This window comes from Enterobacter sp. MGH120 (assembly GCF_001037725.1).
Classification (GTDB): Bacteria; Pseudomonadota; Gammaproteobacteria; order Enterobacterales; family Enterobacteriaceae; genus Enterobacter; species Enterobacter hormaechei_C.
Map to the genome: position 1 here is coordinate 4,031,766 of NZ_KQ089940.1, position 20,858 is coordinate 4,052,623.

A 20,858-nucleotide genomic window follows, 5' to 3' on the forward strand; every position below is an offset into this window, starting at 1 on the left:
CTACTGTCTGGGCAAGACGGCAGGAGGAGTGATCAATGTTTAGTCTCGACAGCGTTCTTGATGACCTTTGGCCTCAGGCGAGGCCCGCACCCTGGCAAAAAAGTCTGTTAAAAAGACTGCTTCACGAAGACGAATTTCAGCAGTTTGCCGCCAGCCACCGTCACCTGAAAGGGCTGGATATGGTGGAGCAGGTTCTGGAACACCTTGATATTCACTGCTCCGTTTCCGCCCGCGACCTCGAACAAATCCCCGAACACGGCCCACTCATTGTGATAGCGAACCACCCGACCGGCACCCTGGATGGGCTGGCGCTGCTGTATGCCGTTTCCCGCGTGCGACGCGACGTGAGGGTTGTTACCAACAGGATGCTGTCCCACCTTGAGCCCCTCAGTTCATTATTTATTCCCGTGGATAATATGGGCGGCAGAACCGCAAAAGCCTCGCTGATACAGATGGAGCAGCACCTGCAAAACGCCGGCGTGCTGATCTTCTTTCCGGCGGGCGAAGTTTCCCGCCCAACGCGCAAAGGCATCCGCGATAAAAAATGGCATCCGGGCTTTATCAAGCTGGCCGGCAAACTACGGGTGCCGCTACTCCCGGTACATATCCAGGCGCACAACAGCCTGCTGTTTTATGCCAGCACGCTGGTCTCGCCAACGGTATCCATGCTGCTGCTGATGCAACAGATGTTTCGCCGCCGTCACAGTCAGCTGCCGATCAAAATCGGCCAGCAGATTGCCTGGAATGAGCGGTTTAGTTCTACCCTTTCATCGCGTGAGATGGCCGAGCAGTGTCGTCAGCACGTGATACGTCTTGGCAAGGGATTGCCTGGCGTCTTTAAAACCCAGTGCGCCATTGCCCGCCCGGAAGACAGGGCGACGCTCAAGCGCGAACTGGCGCAGGCCGAGTGTCTGGGCAAAACCAGCGATGGTAAGGCCATCTATCTTTGGCAGCGCAACGGGCAGGAAGAGGCGCCTCTGCTGCGCGAGCTGGGGCGGCTGCGCGAGATTGCCTTTCGTGCCGTGGAGGAAGGCAGCGGGAAGCGCCGGGATACCGACAGCTACGATGATGACTATCTGCACCTTATTCTGTGGGATGACGATGACCTGGAGATTGTCGGCGCGTACCGCTTTATGCCAACGGCCATGCAGGTGGAAAAGCGCGGCGTCGAGGGGTTGTACAGCTACAGCCTGTTCCACTACGACGAAAAAATGCAGGACATACTTGAGCACGGTATTGAGCTGGGGCGCAGCTTTATACAGCCGCGCTACTGGGGGCGTCGCGGTCTGGACTATCTGTGGTCAGGCATTGGCGCCTATCTGGCACGCTATCCCCATTACCGTTACCTGTTTGGTCCGGTGTCCATCTCCGGCGGCTTACCGCCAGCTGCACGGGATCTGCTGGTGGCGTTTTATCGTCTCTGGTTTCCGGCCAGCCATCCCTTAGCCGCCTCGCGTCAACCCTACCCGGCCTCACTTCCGGACGTGCTGGCACAGTTTGGCGGAGTGGATTACGTGGATGACCTGACAAAGCTGAAATCCCTGCTCGGCAACCTGGGTTGCGGCATCCCGCCGCTCTACAAACAGTATTCCGAGCTATGCGAACCCGGCGGCGTGCAGTTTATCGATTTCGGCAGCGATCCGGCGTTCAATAACTGTATCGACGGGCTGGTGCTGGTGGATCTGTGTTATCTGAAGGCAAACCGCTATCAGCGGTATATAGAAGCACACCTCTAGCTCCGTTGCCCGGTGGCGCTGCGCTTACCGGGCCTACAATTAAACGTAGGCCGGGTAAGGCAACGCCGCCACCCGGCAATCAAGGCGCACGGTAAAACGGCTTATCCCCCAGGATCGTCGCCCGCTGCATAATCCTTCGCTGCGGCAGGTAATCCGCATTGGCGTAATGCTGCGTGACGCGGTTATCCCAGATCGCCAGATCGTTCTCCTGCCAGCGCCAGCGCACCTGGAACTCCGGTTTGGTGATGTGCGCGAACAGGAAGCCGAGCAGCGCCTCACTCTCTTTTTCCGCTACGTCCACGATGCGCGTGGTAAACCCTTCATTCACAAACAGCGCCTGCTTTCCGGTCACCGGATGGGTACGCACCACCGGGTGCAGCAGCGGGGGATGTTTTGCGACCGCATCCAGCCAGCGCTGGTGCTCCTCTTCGCTTTTGCGGTACTTGTACTCCGGGAACGATTTTTTGAAGTCATGCTCCGCCCGCAGGCCGCTCAGCAGAGTCTGGAGCGGCGCGGAGAGCGCCTCAAACGCGGCAATCCCGCTGGCCCACAGCGTATCCCCACCCGTTTCCGGCAGCTGTTTTGCTGCCAGAATCGCCCCGGCTGGCGGTGTGTCGATAAAGGTAACGTCCGTGTGCCAGTTGTCATTATCGGGCGGGTTATCGTTATGGGTGTCCAGCACGATAATTTCCTCCACCCCTTCCGCATGCGGGTAGACCGGGTGGATATGCAGGTCGCCAAAACGCAGGGCCAGCGCGCGCTGCTGCTGCGGGGTAATGGCCTGTTCACGCAGGAATACCACCTGATGACGCAGCACCGCGTGGTACAGCTGCTCAAACTGGTTATCGCTCAGCGGACGGGTTACGTCCAGGCCCGACACCTGCGCGCCAATATATGGCCCCAGCGGGGTAATGGTCAGTCGTTCACTCATTGTATTTCTCCATGCCAGGGCGTCAGGCGACGCTGTAGCGCGCGCAGTCCCAGTTCTAATCCAAAGGCAATCGCGGCGATCACCGCGATCCCTGCCAGTACCACGTCAGTCGCCAGGAACTCTCCCGCCGACTGCACCATAAACCCAAGGCCGCGCGTGGCGGCTATCAGCTCTGCCGCCACCAGCGTAGACCAGCCCACCCCAAGGCCGATGCGCAGCCCGGTCAGTATCTCCGGCAGCGCGCCTGGTAAAATGACGAACAGCAGTATCTGCGCGCGGCTGGCGCCGAGCGACTGCGCCGCACGTATGCGTACCTGCTGCGCACTTTTTACGCCAGCCAGGGCCGACATGGCTACCGGCGCAAATATCGCCAGGTATATCAGTAAGATCTTTGACGTCTCGCCGATGCCAAACCAGATCACCATCAGGGGCAGGTAAGCCAGCGGCGGGACGGGACGGTAAAGCTCTATCAGCGGGTCGAGAATGCCGCGTACCGTCGGGCTCAGTCCCATCGCGATCCCCACCGGAACGCCAATAATGACCGCCGCCAGCAGCGCCACCAGAATACGCATCAGACTGGCGCCTAAATGCTGCCAGAGCGTGGCATCCATAAAGCCCTGCGGCCCGGCGATAGTAATCAGTTTTTCCAGAACCTGGCCTGGCGGGGGCAGAAACAGCGGGCTGACCCACTGCTGCGCGGCAACCGCCCACCATACCGCCAGCACCACCACCAGCGTGCTGAGGCTTAAGGTGAGCTGGCGAGAGAACGGCCAGCGTAAGGCAAGGCGCGTCCGCCGCGTTTTTTCACTGAAAACAATGCTCATGAGAACGCCTCCCGTTGCTCAAACACGCGGCTTAAGACGTATTCACGCTGTTCAATAAACAGCGGATCGGATTTGATGCTGCGTACCGGCTCTCCCGCCACATAGCGGCGGGCAAACTCAAGCGGCAGGCGCTCCAGCACGCGGCCCGGCCCCGGTGAGAGCAGCACCAGCTCCGTCGCCATAAACACGGCCTCTTCGATATCGTGGGTGATTAACAGCACCTGCTTGCCGGTTTCGTGCCACAGGCGCAGCAGCAGGGTTTGCATCTGCTCGCGGGTGAAGGCATCCAGCGCCCCGAAAGGTTCGTCCAGCAACAGCAGCTGTGGGTTAGCCGCCAGCGCGCGGGCGATCCCGACGCGCTGACGCTGCCCACCTGAAAGCTGCCAGATAAAGCGTTTTTCAGCCCCCTCCAGCCCGACCTTTTTCAGCATATCGCGCGCCGTACTCAGGCGCTGTTCACGCGCTACACCGGCCAGTTGCAGACCAAACGCAACGTTTTCCTGAACGTTTCGCCACGGGAGTAATCCTTCATTCTGAAAGACCACGCCGCGCTCTGCGCCCGGCCCCGTTACCCGTTTTCCTTCCAGCTGGATCGTGCCGTGCTGATACGGTACAAACCCGGCGATCAGGTTCAGCAGCGTCGTTTTCCCGCAGCCGGACGGCCCTAGCACCACCAGCAGTTCACCGCTGTCCAGCGTCAGGTTGATCTCTTCCAGGGCGGGTTTGCCGCCGTAATCGGCAGACAGGTTTGTAATGTTCAGCATTGCAGCTCCCTTATTTCACAAAGCGATCGGTCACGAACTGGCTGTAATCCGCCGCCACCGCAGGCACTTTGCCCTGCTCTTTCAGGAACGTGGCAGTGTCGACAATCGCTTTGCTCACCGGCCCGTTCAACTGCTGGACCTGCTGCGCAGGCGTCAGATAGGTGTTGCCTTTTACCAGCCCCGGCACGTCAGCTTCCGGCACGCCGCTCAGACGTGAGAGCTTCTCCAGGTTGGCGGGATGTTTCAGCCATTCATCCGGGTTGCTGATGTATGGCTGCTGTGCGTCGATGGCGCTTTTGGCGAAGGCTTTCACCACTTCAGGGTGTTTCTCGGCAAAGTCCTTCCGTACGACCCAGACGTCAAGGGTTGGCGCGCCCCACTGCCCCACTTTTTCGGAGTCGGTCAGCACGGTGCCCTCTTTTTCCAGCTCGTTGACGGCGGGCGCCCAGACGTATGCTCCGTCGATGTCGCCACGCTGCCAGGCGGCAATAATCGCCGGAGGTTGCAGGTTAATGATCTGCACCTGGCCCGGCTTAATGCCCCAGTGTTTCAGCGCTGCCAGCAGGCTGTAATGCGTGGTGGAGATAAACGGCACCGCGATGCGTTTGCCGATCAAATCTTCGGGTTTCGTGATGCTTTTCTTCACCACCAGCGCTTCGGAATTTCCGAGCTGCGACGCCAGCAGGAAGACTTCAATCGGCACCTGCTGGCTGGCGGCCACCGCCAGCGGGCTGGAGCCCAGGTTGCCAATCTGCACGTCGCCCGAGGCTAACGCCCGCACAATCGCCGCGCCGCTGTCGAACTTGCGCCAGTCGACGTTCGCCCCGCTCGCTTTGGCAAAGGTGTTGTCCGCCTGCGCAACTTTCGCCGGCTCAGCGGAAGTCTGATACGCGACGGTGACGTCCACCGCCTGCGCCTGAAATGCCCACAGCGCCAGTGCGCCGAGAAGTGTGATCCGCGATGAAATTGCCATAATGTCTGCTCCTCTTGTTGTTATGAGGGCAGTATTTCCGGCGCGAGAATTTTGATAAAGGAATAAAAAAGAATCGCTAATGACGATTCGTTTTTAGAAAAAAAGCGGGAAAGGATAGTGAATTTTGTGCGGTTGTTTCTCCGGGTGGCGCTGCGCTTACCCGGCCTACGGTTCGTGCAATTTGTAGGCCGGGTAAGGCGCAGCCGCCACCCGGCAAAGACCTCAGCGCTGAACCGTCAGCGCAGCAATATCCTGCGGCGTGGTGCGACAGCAGCCGCCAATCAGCTTCGCACCGGCATCCAGCCACTGCGGTAAATACCCCGCCAGCGTCTCGCAGGCGTCACCATGGTGATGCCAGGTTTTGCTCACCGCATCATAATGCTCGCCGGAATTCGGATAGACCACCAGCGGCAGCGACGTCAGGCTGTGCAGATGCGTCAGCGCCGCGGTGGTGTTTTCCAGCGCGATACAGTTGATCCCCAGCGCGACAACCTGTGGATAGCTTTCGAGCGCAGAAACGACATCCCGCAGCGGCGTCCCGTCACTCAGATGCTCGCTGTCACGCAGGGTAAATGAGAACCATGCCCGGGCGCGAGGATACGCCGTCAGCAACGCCGCCAGCGCCTTAATCTCCGGGAAAGAAGGCAGCGTTTCACAGGCCAGCAGATCCGCGCCCGCATCCAGCAGCGCCTCCACGCGGGGAAGGTGGAACGCGGTGAACTCTTCAGCGCGACGCACATAATCTCCGCGATATTCAGATCCATCGGCAAGATACGCGCCGTACGGCCCTACCGACCCCGCCACCAGCAGCGTGCCCGCCTGCGCATTCTCTGCCAGGTACGCTTCCCGCGCTTTGCGTGCCAGCTCTACGCTTTTGCAAATCAACGCCCGCGATTGCGCCTCGTCGAGCCCGCGTGCGGCAAAGCCCGCAGGCGTGGCCTGATAGCTGGCGGTGATCGCCACCTGTGCCCCCGCGCGGTAATAGTCGAGGTGCACGTCACGGATCAGCTCCGGGTTTTCCATCAGCACTTTGGCCGACCAGAGGCTGTCGGCAAGGTTACAACCGCGCGCTTCCAGCTCCGTTGCCATCGCCCCATCCAGCACGACAAACGGCTGGTTTTCAAGGAGGGCGGTAAGCGGATTATTCTGCGACATGTTCAGGCTCCTGCGTGGTCAGGTTTCGGGTCAGGTAGTACGCACCATAACACAGGGCGACAAACGGAAGCCCGCAATAAAGGGCAATACGCTGGCTGGGGTCAAACCACAGGCCGACACAGGCCACCAGGCAGAGGATAAAGCCAAGCACGGGCACCAGCGGATACCATGGCGCGCGATACTGCAACGCCGAAAGCGGCTGCCCGGACTGCACGTGACGGCGACGAAACACGAAGTGTGACGCGCAGATGCTGATCCACACCGCCACCACCGCAAAACCGGAAATGGCTGACAGGGCCACAAACACCGTATCCGGCGCGACCACGCTGGAGAACAGCGCCAGCACGCCGCCCAGCATGGAAACGGAGAGCGCCGTCAGCGGCACGCCGTTTTTGTTGACGCGGGCAAAGCAGCGCGGCAGCGTTTTCTCGTTAGACAGAGACCACAGCATACGACCAGAGGCGTACAGGCCCGAGTTCGCCGCCGAGAGGATCGCCGTCAGGATCACGAAGTTAAAGATATCCGCCGCATACGGAATGCCGACCTTTTCAAACACCAGCACGAACGGGCTTTTCTCCACGCCAGCCTGCTGCATCGGGATCAGCGCCGCCAGCACAAACACGGTGCCAATAAAGAAGATGATGAGCCGGGCGATGGTGGTGCGAATAGCAACCGGAATAACCTGGTGCGGGTTTTCCGTTTCTCCTGCGGCGATGCCGATAAGCTCCGTTCCGGAGAAGGCAAAGTTGACCGCCACCATGGTCATCAGGATCGGCAGACCGCCGTGCGGGAACCAGCCTTCGGCAGTAAGGTTGCTTAAGCCCGGCGCCGGTGAACCGTCCTGCATCGGGATAAAACCGAAGATCGCCGCCCCGCCGAGAATAATGAAGGCGATGATGGTGATGACTTTCACCAGCGAGAACCAGAATTCCCCTTCGGCGAAGAAGCGCGTGGAAATGACGTTAAGAGCAAAAATCACCACGCAAAAGACGACGCACCACGTCCAGACAGGAACCTGCGGGAACCAGTACTGCATACAGAACCCGGCTGCGGTAAAGCTCGATCCCAGCGCCACTGTCCACGTAAGCCAGTAGAGCCACGCCACGGTATACCCTGTCGCCGGGCCGAGATAACGAGCGGCGTAGACGTGGAACGCGCCGGTTTCCGGCATCGCTACGGAAAGCTCGCCCAGACACTGCATAACCAGCCAGACCACCAGCGCACCAATAAGATACGCCAGCAGCGTGCCCGCCGCGCCGGTTGTCGAAATGATGTATCCGGTATTGAAGAATAACCCTGTGCCGATAACGCCCCCCAGCGAGAGCATAATCAGGTGACGGGTTTTCATGGTGCGCTTAAGCTGCCCGTTTTGTTGTTCTGTTTGCATATTACCTTCTAAACGTATGGACATCTAAACATCCAAAGAAGGGTGTTATACCGCGATTGTTAACAAAAAGCCACCCGGCACGACTTCGGCGCAATTATTGGTAAATCTTTAAATCAGTTCTATAGTCGACACAGTTTCTTCTTCACCAGGACTCACTATGCGATTTAACGGACTGACCAAAGGTTTCTTTATTCTCATCCTGGCCCTTGTTACCTGGGCTTTCTTTGACGTGCTGTCACCCTATTTCTCGGCGATTCTGTGGGCCGCGATCCTGACCATCATTTTCAACCCGGTGAAAAACAAACTGCGTACCGCGCTGGGCGATCGCAACGGGCTGGCTTCCCTCCTCACACTCGGCATTATCTGCCTGATCGTGTTTATTCCGTTGATGGTGATCCTTTCCTCGCTCGCGGTGGAACTGAACATGGTTTACACCAAGCTGCAACAGAACAACACGCAGTTCCCGGAAGTCATCGCCGGTATTTTCAACCGACTGCCGGACTGGGCCAGCGGCTTCCTGGCGGATCACAACCTGACCAACGCCGCGCAGATTCAGAAAAAGCTTTCCGATGTCGCGTTACAGGGTGGACAGTATCTGGCGGGAAGCGCGTTCCTGATTGGTAAAGGGACGTTCGGCTTTGCTATTAGCTTCGGCATTATGCTGTACCTGCTGTTTTTCCTGCTCAAAGACGGGCCCTATCTGGTGCGCCAGATCCTCGACTCGCTGCCGCTGTCTGACTTCGCCAAACAGCATCTGTTCGCTAAGTTTGTCGGCGTCTCACGAGCCACGGTAAAAGGTACGGCGGTCGTGGCAGTGGTTCAGGGTACGCTTGGCGGTATCGCCTTTGCCATCGTCGGTATTGACGGTAGCGTACTGTGGGGAGCGCTGATGGCGTTCCTCTCCCTGGTGCCCGCCGTCGGCTCGGCTATCGTCTGGGTTCCCGCCGCGATCTTCCTGTTTGCCACTCACCAGCTGTGGCAGGGTCTGTTCATTGTGGGCTTTTTTGTCATTATCGTCGGGCTGGTGGACAACCTTTTACGTCCGCTGCTGGTGGGCAAAGACACCAAAATGCCGGACTACCTGATACTGATCACCACGCTCGGCGGTATGGAGCTGTACGGCATTAATGGTTTTGTGATTGGGCCGCTGATTGCCGCCCTGTTTATCGCCTGCTGGAACCTCTTCTCCGGCCGCGACCACGCAGGCAACGCCGAGGAGCTGGACGCAGACTTTATCGAAGAGGGAAAAAACCCTCCGGATCTCTAACGAAACGCGTTTTGTCAGGCGGCCCTGTGCCGCCTTTTTTTTCGCGATAAATCAGGGGTTTTCTATAATCTGAAATGAACGCTCTTCCACATTTGTCGTAGAAGGATCCAACAGGTGCGAATCGCCACGATCACAAACTGGGCCTATGGTGTCACGGTGTGCCTGACCATTGCCTCCGGTATCGTCATGCTGATGGCTTCCCATGCCGACAACGTAGAGCGTCAGGCTGTTAAGCAACGACAAATTTTTGACCAGCTTACGGAAGAGATTGAAGCAGAAACCTGGATGCTCTCCGACTTAGCGCGCCTTTACGCCATCAAAAAAGAGCCCGATGTGCTGAAAGCGTACCAGGCGAAAGAAGGTGAACTGAAGAATATTGAACACAAAGTGGGACAGTTAAAAGATACGGGCGCAACGGGCGAAGAGCTGGCGCTGCTGTATGAAGGGCTGAAGATTGTTGATGGCCTACAGGATGAACAGCAGGCAGCAATTGCCAGCGTCGCCCGGGGTGAGGAACAACAGGCCATTGCGTTACTCTTCGGCAAAATCTACGAACTTGAAACGGAACGCGCCCAGAGCAAGATTGACCATTTTCGTATGCTGCTGGATAAGCGCATTATTGCCGATGTCCAGGCGGCGACCAACACGTCGAAAACGCTGCGTACCGCCTCAGAGGTGATGGTCGGCCTGACCGCCCTGCTCTTCTTATTCGTGATGGGCTTTATTCTCAAGCACCGCGTGCTGCGCCCGGTAGTGCGCCTCAGCGATGTGGTTCACCGCCTGGCCTCACAGGATTACGGCGTCGAAACGCCCAATTTCAACCAGGTCGATGAGATAGGCGATATGGCGCAGGCCATTCGCATTTTCCGCGAGAACGGGCTGGCAAGGCAGCGGCTTGAAAAAGAACGCGACGCAGACTGGGCCATCCGCGAGCTGCTCGCGCGAATGACCCAGCGCTTGCAGGGATGCGAGAACGTCAGCGACGTGATTGAGGTGGCAGAGTTGTTTGCTCCCAACATTGCGCCGGGTGTCGCCGGACGTCTGTATATTCTGGATCGAAACCCGTGGGAGATGCGCTGTGCGGCGGAATGGTTATCTCCACAGGGAGAAAAAAATGCTTTCCACCCCGATCAATGCTGGGCCATACGCCGTGGTCAGAGCCACCCACCGGTCAACGGCGAGCCGGATATCGGTTGCCAGCATCTGCCTGAATCACAAAAAGACAGCTCACTGTGCGTGCCGCTCATTGCGCAGGGGGAAGCCATTGGTTTGCTGTCGTTTCAGAACATCACGCCTGAAACGGCGCCGTCCCGCGCATATCTCGAATTAATGGCGGAAGCCCTGGGTCTGGCGCTGGCCAACCAGCGTCTGCGCGATGCCCTGCTGGAAAAAGCGCTATTCGACCCGCTCACCGGCTTGCGTAACCGCCACCACCTGGAAGATACCCTGCGCACTCAGATAGCTCAGGCAATGCGCAATGATGAGCCGGTGAGCTGCATGATGATCGACATCGATCACTTTAAAAGCATTAACGATCGCTTCGGCCATGAGGCTGGCGATCATGTGATTAAGAGCGTGGCGACAATTGTTCAGCGTGCCGTGCACGATGCCGGCCTGGCCTTCCGCTTTGGTGGCGAAGAGTTTCTGGTGCTGCTAACGGGTGCGGATGAGGAAGCGGCTCACGCCTGCGCAACTGAGATTTATAACGGCGTCCATACGCTGTCGCTGCGCTATGGGCTTGCTGAGATTGGCCCAGTGGATGTGTCGATCGGGATCGCCAGTTACCCGCAGCACGCCCAAAGCGACGACCTGCTGCGCGCGGCAGACGTGGCGCTTTACCGGGCGAAAGAGCTGGGGCGCTCGCGGATCGTCAGTTTCAGTATGCTGGAGACGGGTTAACCGAAACTCAGTGCAAATGACGTCAGAGGTACGCGCACTCTCTTATTCCCTCACATTGAGGGTGCGTTATCATTCTTTGTACAAATAAATTCATCTTAACGATGCCACCATTGATAAAAAATGGGGGTGCGTAAATATATCAATAAATCAAAGCGATCATTTTTTAAACCCGGGTGGCTAATTACACTGAGTTTTAATGTTTTAAAAAACGTAAGCTCCAGCCAGAGGTCTGCAATCACGGGGCAAACAACGATTATCCATTTGATTTTAATACATTTAATGAAGTATCGTTTGCAAAAAGCCGTGGCGTTCAACAAAATAGACAAACTTATAGGATAATTAACTTATAATTCTTATACTTCTGTTAAAAAGAGGAGGCCAATATGCGAATAATCCTAATGCTGTGCTGCTTTTTGGTACAAAGTTTAAGCTGGGCTGGCGAACTGCCAAAGCCTGTGGGCAAACCCATCTTAACCATTACCGGTAATATAGAAAATACGAACGAAAATGGAAAAGCCGTTTTTGATATTGCCAGCCTGGAAAAACTGGGGATGGTGAGTTTCCAGACGACCTCTCCCTGGTATAATGGCCGCACGAAATTTGAGGGTATCCCGATGCGCAAACTCATGGAGTATGTGGGTGCTAAGGGTTCTGTTCTGAATGTGGTTGCACTCAATGATTACACTACCGTCATCCCTCTCAGCGACTTCCAGAAATACAACGCCATCCTGGCGTTAAAGGTCAATGGCGAATATATGCGCATCCGCGATAAAGGTCCGTCATTCATCGTCTACCCTTATGACAGTCTTCCTGAACTCAATAATCAGATTTATTACTCGCGATCGGCATGGCAGGTCAGCAAAATGAAGATTGAATAGTAGTTCAGGAGAACATAATGAACAGGATACTGGTTGGTATCATTTTTTCTCTTTTTATCACTACGGGATATATAGCATTTCTTGTCTACGATCGTCAGCAAGAGTTGCAAAAATTGACTCACTACACTGAGTCCTGGTCTGTAGCCCAACTGGTATCTGAATATTACCGATTTGAATCATGGATTGGACTGTACGCAACCGAGACTGATGACGTTACGGTAGACCAGGTTCGCATGCGCCTGGAAATCATGCTGAGCCAGAATGATTTATTGAAAGAGGGCGGTCTGGGTCGTTATATAAACAGCGAAAAAGCGCATCAGACGCTCGCCTTACGCCTGGAAAAGATACTGAACTATCTGGATGGTCATCTTGAGAAAATGAGCCGTTCAGAGTTAAAGCTCTATCTGAAAAATATGCATTCACTGGATGCCCCGCTAAGCCAGCTTTCATCAACGGCTTTAACAAAAGATGTTAATACAATCAATGAAACTAACCTAAAAATACAGGTTCTGTATTATATTTATTCAGCACTTTCGCTGTTACTGGTTATTTTAAGCTTCATACTGGGCTTTTTGATTATCTATCAAAATAAAAACATCCTCAAAGCACATACACAGGTTAAAACGTTGGCTGAAGAACTTCAGCTGTCCAAAGAAACCCTGCAAATCCAGAATACAAAACTGGAATACGATGTTTATCATGACTCCCTTACCGGCATGAAAAACCGTCTTTTCTTCTGGGATGATCTCAATAAACTTAATCTACAGGCTGAGGAAAAACATATTTCGGTCACGGTGATGTTATTCGATTTAGACCGGTTCAAAGAGGTGAATGATACCTACGGTCATGATGCTGGCGATTTACTGTTACGTGAGGTATCCACGCGCCTTAACGCTTTGAGCCGCTTTTCAGAGACATTTTATCGTTTGGGCGGCGACGAATTTGCGTTTCTCTCCAGTGGCTTAACCGAAGCCGCAGCCGTTTCACGCGCGCGAGAAATCAGTGATAGCATCAGCAAGCCCTATACAATTAATAATCAACTTATAAAAATAGCCACCTGTGTGGGTATTGTTTTATCGGATAACGAACGACGTTCAGATTACCTTTATAAATTTGCCGATCTGGCGCTCTATGAAGCCAAGAAAGAAGGTTCTCAGCAAATCAAAGTCTTCCGCCAGCGAATGCTACAGAAGTTGCAGGAAAGCAGAACCCTTGAAAATGATATGGCAAGAGCAATAGAGAATGATGAGTTTATTGTTTATTACCAGCCTATTGTGAATTCCATCAGCAAGGAAATTTACGGCTATGAAGCGCTTATTCGCTGGATGCACCCCGTCAAGGGGATGCTCTCCCCGGATAGCTTTATTTTCGCCGCTGAAAAAACAGGCATGATCAACGAGATAGGTAAAACTGTACTTAAACTGGCCTGTAGGGAGGCGGTCTCCTGGGCTGTTCCGGCCAGGATCTCCGTCAACGTCTCGCCTGTTCAATTGGGCAGCAAATCATTTATTAATACGGTGCAGTCCGTTCTGGCTGAGACCGGGCTCCCGGCTAACCGTCTTGAGTTAGAGGTCACAGAGTCTTCCCTCTTCAGTGACAGAAATAACCCCATTGCGATCCTCAAAAAACTACGCTCACTGGGCGTAAGAATTTCTATTGATGATTTTGGCACAGGTTATTCGTCGCTCTCCAGACTCAGCGAACTGAATTTTGATAAAATCAAGATCGATAAATCTTTTGTCAATCCGATATCTACGCAAGAAGATGCGCTTAATATTGTGAAGCTGATTACCGGTATGGCTAAAAGCCTTAATATGGGCGTCATTGCCGAGGGCGTTGAGACCGAAGAGCAGCTTGAGCGGCTTCAGGCTCTGGGTTGCGAGCTTGTGCAGGGATATCTTTTCAGCAAACCACAGCCTCAGGTCGACAGCAAAATTAAGAGCGGCCAGGAATGATCCCCCTCTCCTCAGCCCGATACCAACCGGGATCACATTTTTCACCCCTGGGTATTCACTGACAATAACCAGGTGTTATCATTCACCCCGTAAATACCTATCAACTCAATCCGAGGCTTTGATGCTGGAGAATGTAATCATCCGATAATCAGCTTCCCGACCTTTCCAGGCCGGACTGATTATCAATGCGCCGAAATCGTATGCGGACACCGCTGTGTGTTTGCACGTTTTGCACATGATGATTAAACAGGTTTTCCAGTATGAATTTATCCCGTCAGGAACAACGTACCTTACACGTTCTCGCCAAAGGTGGCCGTATTGTGCACGTCCGCGATAACTCTGGCCGCGTCACCGCCGTTGAATGCTATAGCCGCGAAGGGCTACTGCTGGCTGACTGCACGCTCGCCGTTTTCAAAAAGCTCAAAACCAAAAAGCTGATCAAATCCGTTAACGGTCAGCCCTACCGCATTAACACTACGGGGCTGAACAATGTTCGCGCTCAGCCTGATAATCGTTAAGGAGAGGATGATGGATATCCCACGTATTTTTACTGTTAGCGAAAGCAAACACCGCATTCATAACCCCTTTACACCAGAGAAGTACGCGACGCTGGGCCGCGTGTTACGCATGAAGCCAGGCACACGCATTCTCGATCTCGGCAGCGGCTCGGGAGAGATGCTTTGTACCTGGGCACGTGATTACGGTATTACCGGTACCGGCATCGACATGAGCCCGCTCTTCACCGCGCAGGCCACGCGGCGCGCAGAGGAACTCGGCGTCAGCGAACGCGTCCATTTCATTCATAACGACGCGGCCGGCTACGTCGCGAATGAAAAATGTGACGTGGCGGCCTGCGTTGGCGCAACCTGGATTGCGGGGGGCGTAGCCGGGACAATGGATCTGCTGGCAAAAAGCCTCAAGCCCGGGGGAATAATGCTCATCGGCGAACCGTACTGGCGTCAGGTACCTGCGACGGAGGAGACAGCCCAGGCCTGCGGCGTCTCGTCGATCGCAGACTTTCTCACTCTGCCCAGTCTGGTTGCGTCTTTCGATCAACAGGGCTATGACCTGGTTGAAATGGTGCTGGCTGATCAGGAAGGCTGGGACAGGTACGAAGCCGCAAAATGGATGACCATGCGGCGCTGGCTGGAGGAAAACCCAGACGATGACTTCGCGCAGGAAGTTCGGGCGGAGCTGACGATAGCGCCTGAACGTCATGTGACGTACACGCGGGAGTACTTTGGCTGGGGAGTGTTTGCGTTAATGGCGCGATAACATGGCGCTGGCGGTATAGCCTTTAGGGTTATGCCGCCGATCAACTTCTTTGAGGTACAAAACGATGACGCGAAAATGTGCAGCCATTAGCAACATTTGCTGCCATGATCTGAGAATGAGATTTACTGGAATGTAGGGTAACTATTTGATTTAGATGGTGCGATAATAGGATTCAAACAAGGAAGGCATATCATTGATTCTACATGGGAATGTTTCATTTCATCTTTTATATACCCCCAAAAATACCCCCATTAATCTAGTTGTCTTGTCTGCGGGAAATCAACCTGAACTTTAGACTAACGTGGATTCCATATGCCATCCTAAGGAAACACATTCGCAAATAGTAACTCTTGGTTACTATATTCATTTGTATTATTGCAGCATCAACTATTAGCTCTATTGAAAAGAGCAACTCTAAGAAAAACATAAACAATAGTGAAGTTCGAGACAAAATAATATGAAAAGAATTGACATTTTCAATCAAATCAATAAATTGCTCTATAACTTAGATAAATATACTTTCATTTTTCTGGTTAGACTACATGACAAGCAATACAGCAAGAACCATACTTATGGACATGGTTGACACCAAAATAACCACCATCAAAGCTAAATGCAGAAGAAATAAGCGTTTTTTTCAATTTTTTACAGCTGGTTCTATAATTTTAAGTGCATCGATTACCGTTGTAGTTGGTTTAGAATGGCCTAATCATGCTGCTATTCAAAAGAATATTGCACTTATAATGGGTGTATCATTAACTCTCATTAATGGTTGGGTAGCTATCTTTGATTTTAAAAAACTTTGGATGAGACAAAAAAATACACTTTTTGGTTTATATCTTATAGATAACGAATTAAAAATCCTCACTGATAGCGATGAAGATAAGTTGAGAGTTAAAGAACTTTTCAATGCTTATCAAGCAGTTTGGGAAAAAGACGGCAGTGAGTGGGCAAATATTTTCAGTTCCGACATTGAATCATCGAAAATAACACAAAATATCAAAGAGTTGCAATCATGAACTTCGTGCATTTAAAAGTTGATAAAATAGCTATTCATCAGATCTTTCCAAGAGGTGAAGATGGGAAGGAAGTATTACCGGGCAAAGGCACGGAGTTAATAAATTTTGATGAAGATGCTTTGAGCGATTTTAAACAAAGAATTTATAACTCTCTTGGGCATGATTCTTCTGCTGTGGAAATGGTGATAACAAACGAAAAGACAGAAAGCACTCCGTTTTACGTAAATATTTTACATGGTTGTAATGATGTAGAATTTATAAATAACAGTTATGAAATTGCTAAAAATTTATCAAAAGCACAAACACGTAGAGGCATGTCCGGAGGTATACTTGTTGTTTTCAGCGCCACCTATCAATATAACAAGCTTCCTTTTGTAGGCATTATCAAAGCTGACTTATACAGTGGATACGAAAAATGGCAAGATAAAAAAACAGGCATTATTTCTTTAAAACATGTAAAAGAGCTACTACTTACGCCTTCAACCAAACTTTATAAGTCTGCCGGATTTTTTAAACGTGAAAACGTAAAAAATGATAGCACCTTAAGTGAACAATGGGCCGTACATATTTCTGATTATCAGATTGATAAATCTGACGGTAAAGCTGCTGCTCAGTATTTTTATCAAACTTTCCTCGGTTGTGATTACCCAGCAACCAGTGCCAGAACAACAAAACGTTATTTTGAAATAGCATGTGATTTTATAAATCAAATGGATATTGATGAAGAAGAGCGAACCCACTTACACAACGTCTTATACGCAGACCTAAAAGCAGGTAAATCACAAAAAGTTGATCCTATGGCATTTGCTGGCTCATATATGTCAACAGCAGATGTAGATAATTTTAGGAACTATTTAGACGATTATGATTTTCCGGTTGGTCCATTCATAAAAGATACGCAGTACATCTCTAGCAAATTAAAGAATAGGCGTTTAAAATTTAGTAAAAACATTCGAATCAGCGCACCATCAGAAATCTTTGAAGAGTTTGTTTCTATTGAAACTGTAGAGGGTGAAGCAGGTCAAGATGGTTATAGACCAACTTGGACAAAAATTCTTGTTAAAGACAGAATAGTAGATCAATAATGACTGAGACTGAATTCCTCAAGCAATGGCATTCCGAGAAGGCGATGTATGGCGCTTGGGGTCAGTATATTGTTAGTTCTATATCAGAAGCGCTTATCAAATCTCTTAAGGTAGATCTTAAGAATTATCTTAAAATACCAGTAAATCACAGAGTTAAAGATGATGGGTCTTTAGTTGATAAAGCCTTATATCGTAATAAAGCGTACAAAAATCCTTATAATGATATTGAAGATAAGGTAGGTGTTCGCTTTGTCGTAATGCTCCAAACTGACGTTGAAAAAGTATGCGAGGTTATTAAACAAGTTGCCGTTCAAGAAGGTTGGGATGCTACGCAGTGTAGAAACTATAATGAGGAGCGTAGAGAATCGCCAATGCTCTTCACCTATCAATCTCATCATTTTATCATCCGAAATAAAAGAGCATTTACACATGGAGGTATTCTCATTCATGAAAACACCCCTTGTGAGGTTCAGGTACGGTCTCTGCTTCAGCATGCATATGCTGAATTAACCCATGATGCCATTTACAAGAAAAAAACAATTATAGAACCTGATGTTGTTCGTACCGTTGCTAAAACAATGGCTTTTATCGAAACGGCAGATGAATTCTTTCAAAAGGTTGTGGATAGAACTGAGTCGGAAAATATACTCAAAAACGAGTCATTTTTGGACACTCTCTTTGAACAAATAACAGGCGTACAACCTATAAAACAAAACTCATCTGTTATTATATATGATACCTTTGAGCATATTATTAATGATAACTTTGAAGAGGAGATGATTAAGTTTATTGGGAAGAATCCCCAACTTGGCGAAACTATTAAGGAAAAAATGGCTACCAATAAATTTTATCAACAGAGCGTTGTTTTATTTGTTTATTGGTTAATTCGAAGGAGAAAAAGCACCCTTGAATCTGAATGGCCATTACCATGGGATATAGTTAGTGATATGGCAATGGATATTGGCGTCGCGCTTAGTAGGGTGACTTAATTATTTCAAAGATGACTGATGCCGCAAATGTGTTTTTAACGCAAATCCTTTATTTACCATAGTTTAAATCCACCGTAGTATAGATTTTGTTCGTCTTCCTGTTGCGTTTTAGTTTGTTCTTTCTTGAGATTTTCTTTTAGTTTCGATTTGAATCTATTTTCATAATAAAAAGAATAAGATGTTTTTTTCTTTATTTCTTCTTTCATGGTCTTCTCTTTATTTTTAGACTGAATAACTGATTTTTTTATTCCCAGCCTATATCTCATCTCTTCGAGCTTAGTTGCTCTGCTATTGACACGGCTACCGCTCTTGAGTCTAAATTTATTTGTGGCTGCGTTTGCTGTTTCTGCATGATCAAGTATCCTACCAATAGAACCGCTGCTAAGTTTAGAACCCCTACTATTGAAGATACTTTTATTATAAGTTTTGATTGGTTCTTTATGGTATTGTTTTTTAACTCTGTTGAGTACTTGTGCAGCTTTTTGTGTTGTTCTTCTAACTTTTGGGTTTGTTGGTCTATTGTATTTTTCGCTGAGTTTAAAGCGGTTGTTGTTGCCTCTAATGAGTTGTTCACTCTTGTTAGTGTCTGTTGTGTCTGGTTTAAAGCTGTGCTGACTGACTCCGATAATATCATCATCGTTTCTGATAATGGTTCTATCGTCATTGATATTTGGTTCAACAAATGATCGTCTAATACTATTTTCGTCATATGTTTTTCTTGCTGCGAATCTTCTAATGAGTTCATCATCTCTATTTTTGTCATATTTCACCTTGTTTTTTATAGTGTTCCAACTGTATTTTTTACCTAACTGCGAACCTTTGAAGGCCACATCTCCCACACTGAAAGAACAACCCGCCACGTTGCCAGTGCTGGCAACATTGAACCAAGGTTCAATGCCTACGGCCTGCACTCTGTCAATAAACGTCTGCAGATCTGGTTTACCCAACATAGCCGCCTGTAATGCGTTCTGTAGAACGATACGAGCTGGTTTCTCACCTTTGCGTAGGGCTTGCTCTATCTCTGCTTTGGTTGGTGCTGATACCTCTGATTTTTGCCCTTGTAAGCCTTTAGTAATGGTTAAGCCGTGTTTTACTTCTAAACGTTCACAAGCTGCTATTGTATTAAATGCTGAGTGTTGACCAAGCCATACCGAACCATCTAAGCCAACCCTATTTGCTACAATATGAATATGGTCTTGATCTGTATCTTTATGGCGCACACAAATATATTGATGTTTTTCTATATCGATATTCATTTCTTTCAAATAATCTTTTGCTATCTCCTGCCATTTTTCATCTGTTAATTTTTCATCTTTTGGAAGAGATAAAAATGCATGAAACACAGGTTTTTTTATATCCTGCCTAAAACTGCTTACAGTTTTAAACTCATCAGTTAAATCACTAACATTATTATAATCACTTGCCATATTGCTACAAATGAAATCATGATCATCTTTTAATATATATTTAACTCTGTTTTTAAAAGATTTACCTGATTTAGCTACGTATCCCTTCATAATTTAGATCCTTGTTTATTTCTAATATCCTTCTGCTAACTTGCTTTATATTAAACATAAGTTTATCAACTTCATTTTTTTCAAAATACTCATTACCATTTAACCTTTTAACAGCCTGATTTATATTGTTTCCTATAGCTGAAAGCTGCATATATGTTTTTTGATTTACTTCAGGCATTTTTCTTTTAACAATAGGTTCAGAGTTTAAAATTTCTTTTCTAATGTAATGACCTCTTTCAAGCCCTGATACTTCCACAAGTTCTTTTAAATATTCAAACTCTGCTTTGTTTACTCTGAACTGTATAGATATATCTCTGCGTTCTTCTTGATTTAACTCTATACGTCCTCTTTTCCTGTCTGTTTGCATTCTTTATTCCTCTGTATAATGTAATCATCAGTTGCTCTTATGTAGTCGTTATCATTTTCAATAATTAATGCTTCAATAAGCTCATCAGCTTTATTCTCTTGTATATATCTATGAGCCACAAAATAACATAAATCTCGCTCATCAATATTTATTTCGAAAAAAGGTATATCTTTATCTTGTTCTATGTAATAAAAAAATCTTGCAAGTATTTCGAGCTTATATTCTATAGTCATACTATTCATTAAGTTTTCTACATTCATGTTCTATTATTCCTTTTATATTTTATGAGAGATTTCTTATCGATTATTTTTCTAACATCTGAGATTGCTTGTTTTGCTTCACTCGAAGAATTTGTTTTTCCTGTACAGCTTCTAATCATAAAACCACCGAGCATAATACAAAGTATTACCATTGCTACAGACATAAGCATCATAATATTTCTCCTCCGTTTTTATTGAACAAATCAGAATAAATAAAAGTAAGTGCAGCATATTGTTCATCAGTATCGTTATTACATATAAAATCATATACCCTCTTAATTATTCCTTGATCTACAAAATAATCTGTATATGTAGTAAAAAGACTATCTCTATTAACATCTAACTCTGCGTTTGCTTGTATGTAAAAAAAGCATCTTTGATATAAAATATCACTTAATGCATTAATAGCTTTGTACTCATCATGGTAAATATATTTTAAATCAAAATACATCTTTAATGATTTTTTATATTGTTCATCATTAAAATAAAAAGCATTACATTCTAAGAAATAATCTTTATCTGTATATACAGCTAACCTACTATCGAAATTTTCAAAATCTTCATGCATATTAAATAC

The 20,858-nt window shown here is 49.2% G+C and carries 21 protein-coding genes; 10 read left to right on the plus strand and 11 right to left on the minus strand.

Annotated elements, in window-relative coordinates; genetic code table 11:
* Positions 1 to 35: 35 nt before the first annotated feature.
* Entirely contained in the window at positions 36 to 1,736 is a 1,701-nt protein-coding gene (locus SK54_RS18835; RefSeq protein ID WP_047637572.1) for a bifunctional ornithine lipid synthase OlsF, read from the plus strand.
* Positions 1,737 to 1,815: 79 nt separating this feature from the next.
* Here the strand turns inward: SK54_RS18835 and tauD are convergent, their stop codons facing one another.
* The 6 genes from tauD to mmuP form a co-directional block, all read right to left on the minus strand.
* Positions 1,816 to 2,667, minus strand: a complete 852-nt coding sequence (gene tauD / locus SK54_RS18840) for a taurine dioxygenase (RefSeq protein WP_017694443.1) — start codon at positions 2,665 to 2,667, stop codon at positions 1,816 to 1,818.
* The gene (gene tauC, locus SK54_RS18845; RefSeq protein WP_023296000.1) at positions 2,664 to 3,491 is read right to left on the minus strand and encodes a taurine ABC transporter permease TauC; all 828 of its coding nucleotides are present in this window, start codon (positions 3,489 to 3,491) and stop codon (positions 2,664 to 2,666) included. Before tauC ends, tauD begins: the two co-directional genes overlap by 4 nt.
* On the minus strand, positions 3,488 to 4,255 hold the full coding sequence (gene tauB / locus SK54_RS18850) for a taurine ABC transporter ATP-binding subunit (RefSeq protein WP_017383143.1): 768 nt from the start codon (positions 4,253 to 4,255) through the stop codon (positions 3,488 to 3,490). The genes tauC and tauB overlap by 4 nt, the downstream gene beginning before the upstream one ends.
* Before the next feature lie 10 nt (positions 4,256 to 4,265).
* Complete coding sequence (gene tauA, locus SK54_RS18855; protein ID WP_017383142.1) at positions 4,266 to 5,228, minus strand: taurine ABC transporter substrate-binding protein; 963 nt, start codon at positions 5,226 to 5,228, stop codon at positions 4,266 to 4,268.
* A gap of 222 nt (positions 5,229 to 5,450) precedes the next feature.
* The gene (gene mmuM / locus SK54_RS18860; RefSeq protein ID WP_047062327.1) at positions 5,451 to 6,383 is read right to left on the minus strand and encodes a homocysteine S-methyltransferase; all 933 of its coding nucleotides are present in this window, start codon (positions 6,381 to 6,383) and stop codon (positions 5,451 to 5,453) included.
* Positions 6,370 to 7,770 (minus strand): S-methylmethionine permease, encoded by a 1,401-nt coding sequence (mmuP, locus tag SK54_RS18865; protein ID WP_048247768.1) that lies wholly within the window; start codon positions 7,768 to 7,770, stop codon positions 6,370 to 6,372. The genes mmuM and mmuP overlap by 14 nt, the downstream gene beginning before the upstream one ends.
* A gap of 157 nt (positions 7,771 to 7,927) precedes the next feature.
* On the opposite strand from mmuP, the gene SK54_RS18870 reads away from it, so the two are divergent.
* The 9 genes from SK54_RS18870 to SK54_RS18910 all read left to right on the plus strand — a co-directional run bounded on the left by SK54_RS18870 (position 7,928) and on the right by SK54_RS18910 (position 18,137).
* Positions 7,928 to 9,037: an AI-2E family transporter gene (locus SK54_RS18870; RefSeq protein WP_017383139.1), complete on the plus strand. Its 1,110-nt coding sequence runs from the start codon at positions 7,928 to 7,930 to the stop codon at positions 9,035 to 9,037.
* A gap of 114 nt (positions 9,038 to 9,151) precedes the next feature.
* Positions 9,152 to 10,936, plus strand: coding sequence for a diguanylate cyclase (locus SK54_RS18875; RefSeq protein WP_045142022.1), 1,785 nt, complete (start codon positions 9,152 to 9,154; stop codon positions 10,934 to 10,936).
* A gap of 383 nt (positions 10,937 to 11,319) precedes the next feature.
* On the plus strand, positions 11,320 to 11,814 hold the full coding sequence (locus tag SK54_RS18880; protein ID WP_023303170.1) for a putative pterin-binding protein: 495 nt from the start codon (positions 11,320 to 11,322) through the stop codon (positions 11,812 to 11,814).
* Between the two features lie 17 nt (positions 11,815 to 11,831).
* The gene (locus tag SK54_RS18885; protein WP_048247770.1) at positions 11,832 to 13,769 is read left to right on the plus strand and encodes a putative bifunctional diguanylate cyclase/phosphodiesterase; all 1,938 of its coding nucleotides are present in this window, start codon (positions 11,832 to 11,834) and stop codon (positions 13,767 to 13,769) included.
* Between the two features lie 260 nt (positions 13,770 to 14,029).
* Positions 14,030 to 14,287, plus strand: coding sequence for a YjhX family toxin (locus tag SK54_RS18890; RefSeq protein WP_017694448.1), 258 nt, complete (start codon positions 14,030 to 14,032; stop codon positions 14,285 to 14,287).
* Between the two features lie 10 nt (positions 14,288 to 14,297).
* Positions 14,298 to 15,044 (plus strand): SAM-dependent methyltransferase, encoded by a 747-nt coding sequence (locus SK54_RS18895; RefSeq protein ID WP_045344611.1) that lies wholly within the window; start codon positions 14,298 to 14,300, stop codon positions 15,042 to 15,044.
* A 542-nt stretch (positions 15,045 to 15,586) separates the two neighbouring features.
* A complete protein-coding gene (locus tag SK54_RS18900) occupies positions 15,587 to 16,063 on the plus strand; it encodes a DUF4231 domain-containing protein (protein ID WP_045909831.1) in 477 nt (158 codons plus the stop codon).
* Positions 16,060 to 17,148 carry a nucleoid-associated protein gene (locus tag SK54_RS18905; RefSeq protein WP_021553249.1) on the plus strand — a complete coding sequence of 363 codons (1,089 nt, stop codon included), beginning with the start codon at positions 16,060 to 16,062 and terminating at the stop codon, positions 17,146 to 17,148. The genes SK54_RS18900 and SK54_RS18905 overlap by 4 nt, the downstream gene beginning before the upstream one ends.
* Positions 17,148 to 18,137 (plus strand): GTP pyrophosphokinase, encoded by a 990-nt coding sequence (locus SK54_RS18910; protein WP_045909832.1) that lies wholly within the window; start codon positions 17,148 to 17,150, stop codon positions 18,135 to 18,137. The genes SK54_RS18905 and SK54_RS18910 overlap by 1 nt, the downstream gene beginning before the upstream one ends.
* A 53-nt stretch (positions 18,138 to 18,190) precedes the next feature.
* Here the strand turns inward: SK54_RS18910 and SK54_RS18915 are convergent, their stop codons facing one another.
* The 5 genes from SK54_RS18915 to SK54_RS18930 are packed head-to-tail and all read right to left on the minus strand — an operon-like array spanning position 18,191 to position 20,849.
* A complete protein-coding gene (locus SK54_RS18915) occupies positions 18,191 to 19,654 on the minus strand; it encodes a relaxase/mobilization nuclease domain-containing protein (RefSeq protein ID WP_048247772.1) in 1,464 nt (487 codons plus the stop codon).
* Positions 19,635 to 20,021: a plasmid mobilization protein gene (mobC, locus tag SK54_RS18920; RefSeq protein WP_048247774.1), complete on the minus strand. Its 387-nt coding sequence runs from the start codon at positions 20,019 to 20,021 to the stop codon at positions 19,635 to 19,637. Before mobC ends, SK54_RS18915 begins: the two co-directional genes overlap by 20 nt.
* Positions 19,991 to 20,281 carry a hypothetical protein gene (locus SK54_RS18925; RefSeq protein ID WP_045909835.1) on the minus strand — a complete coding sequence of 97 codons (291 nt, stop codon included), beginning with the start codon at positions 20,279 to 20,281 and terminating at the stop codon, positions 19,991 to 19,993. The genes mobC and SK54_RS18925 overlap by 31 nt, the downstream gene beginning before the upstream one ends.
* Complete coding sequence (locus tag SK54_RS22665) at positions 20,278 to 20,454, minus strand: hypothetical protein (RefSeq protein WP_162963996.1); 177 nt, start codon at positions 20,452 to 20,454, stop codon at positions 20,278 to 20,280. The genes SK54_RS18925 and SK54_RS22665 overlap by 4 nt, the downstream gene beginning before the upstream one ends.
* Entirely contained in the window at positions 20,451 to 20,849 is a 399-nt protein-coding gene (locus SK54_RS18930) for a hypothetical protein (protein ID WP_045909836.1), read from the minus strand. The genes SK54_RS22665 and SK54_RS18930 overlap by 4 nt, the downstream gene beginning before the upstream one ends.
* Between the last annotated feature and the right edge of the window lie 9 nt (positions 20,850 to 20,858).

Bases quoted from the DNA above. Each gene is read 5' to 3' on its own strand.
- SK54_RS18835 (WP_047637572.1), top strand. From the start codon at position 36: ATGTTTAGTCTCGACAGCGTTCTTGATGACCTTTGGCCTCAGGCGAGG.
- tauD (WP_017694443.1), bottom strand. From the start codon at position 2,667: ATGAGTGAACGACTGACCATTACCCCGCTGGGGCCATATATTGGCGCG.
- tauC (WP_023296000.1), bottom strand. From the start codon at position 3,491: ATGAGCATTGTTTTCAGTGAAAAAACGCGGCGGACGCGCCTTGCCTTA.
- tauB (WP_017383143.1), bottom strand. From the start codon at position 4,255: ATGCTGAACATTACAAACCTGTCTGCCGATTACGGCGGCAAACCCGCC.
- tauA (WP_017383142.1), bottom strand. From the start codon at position 5,228: ATGGCAATTTCATCGCGGATCACACTTCTCGGCGCACTGGCGCTGTGG.
- mmuM (WP_047062327.1), bottom strand. From the start codon at position 6,383: ATGTCGCAGAATAATCCGCTTACCGCCCTCCTTGAAAACCAGCCGTTT.
- mmuP (WP_048247768.1), bottom strand. From the start codon at position 7,770: ATGCAAACAGAACAACAAAACGGGCAGCTTAAGCGCACCATGAAAACC.
- SK54_RS18870 (WP_017383139.1), top strand. From the start codon at position 7,928: ATGCGATTTAACGGACTGACCAAAGGTTTCTTTATTCTCATCCTGGCC.
- SK54_RS18880 (WP_023303170.1), top strand. From the start codon at position 11,320: ATGCGAATAATCCTAATGCTGTGCTGCTTTTTGGTACAAAGTTTAAGC.
- SK54_RS18885 (WP_048247770.1), top strand. From the start codon at position 11,832: ATGAACAGGATACTGGTTGGTATCATTTTTTCTCTTTTTATCACTACG.
- SK54_RS18890 (WP_017694448.1), top strand. From the start codon at position 14,030: ATGAATTTATCCCGTCAGGAACAACGTACCTTACACGTTCTCGCCAAA.
- SK54_RS18895 (WP_045344611.1), top strand. From the start codon at position 14,298: ATGGATATCCCACGTATTTTTACTGTTAGCGAAAGCAAACACCGCATT.
- SK54_RS18900 (WP_045909831.1), top strand. From the start codon at position 15,587: ATGACAAGCAATACAGCAAGAACCATACTTATGGACATGGTTGACACC.
- SK54_RS18905 (WP_021553249.1), top strand. From the start codon at position 16,060: ATGAACTTCGTGCATTTAAAAGTTGATAAAATAGCTATTCATCAGATC.
- SK54_RS18910 (WP_045909832.1), top strand. From the start codon at position 17,148: ATGACTGAGACTGAATTCCTCAAGCAATGGCATTCCGAGAAGGCGATG.
- SK54_RS18915 (WP_048247772.1), bottom strand. From the start codon at position 19,654: ATGAAGGGATACGTAGCTAAATCAGGTAAATCTTTTAAAAACAGAGTT.
- mobC (WP_048247774.1), bottom strand. From the start codon at position 20,021: ATGCAAACAGACAGGAAAAGAGGACGTATAGAGTTAAATCAAGAAGAA.
- SK54_RS18925 (WP_045909835.1), bottom strand. From the start codon at position 20,281: ATGAATGTAGAAAACTTAATGAATAGTATGACTATAGAATATAAGCTC.
- SK54_RS22665 (WP_162963996.1), bottom strand. From the start codon at position 20,454: ATGATGCTTATGTCTGTAGCAATGGTAATACTTTGTATTATGCTCGGT.
- SK54_RS18930 (WP_045909836.1), bottom strand. From the start codon at position 20,849: ATGCATGAAGATTTTGAAAATTTCGATAGTAGGTTAGCTGTATATACA.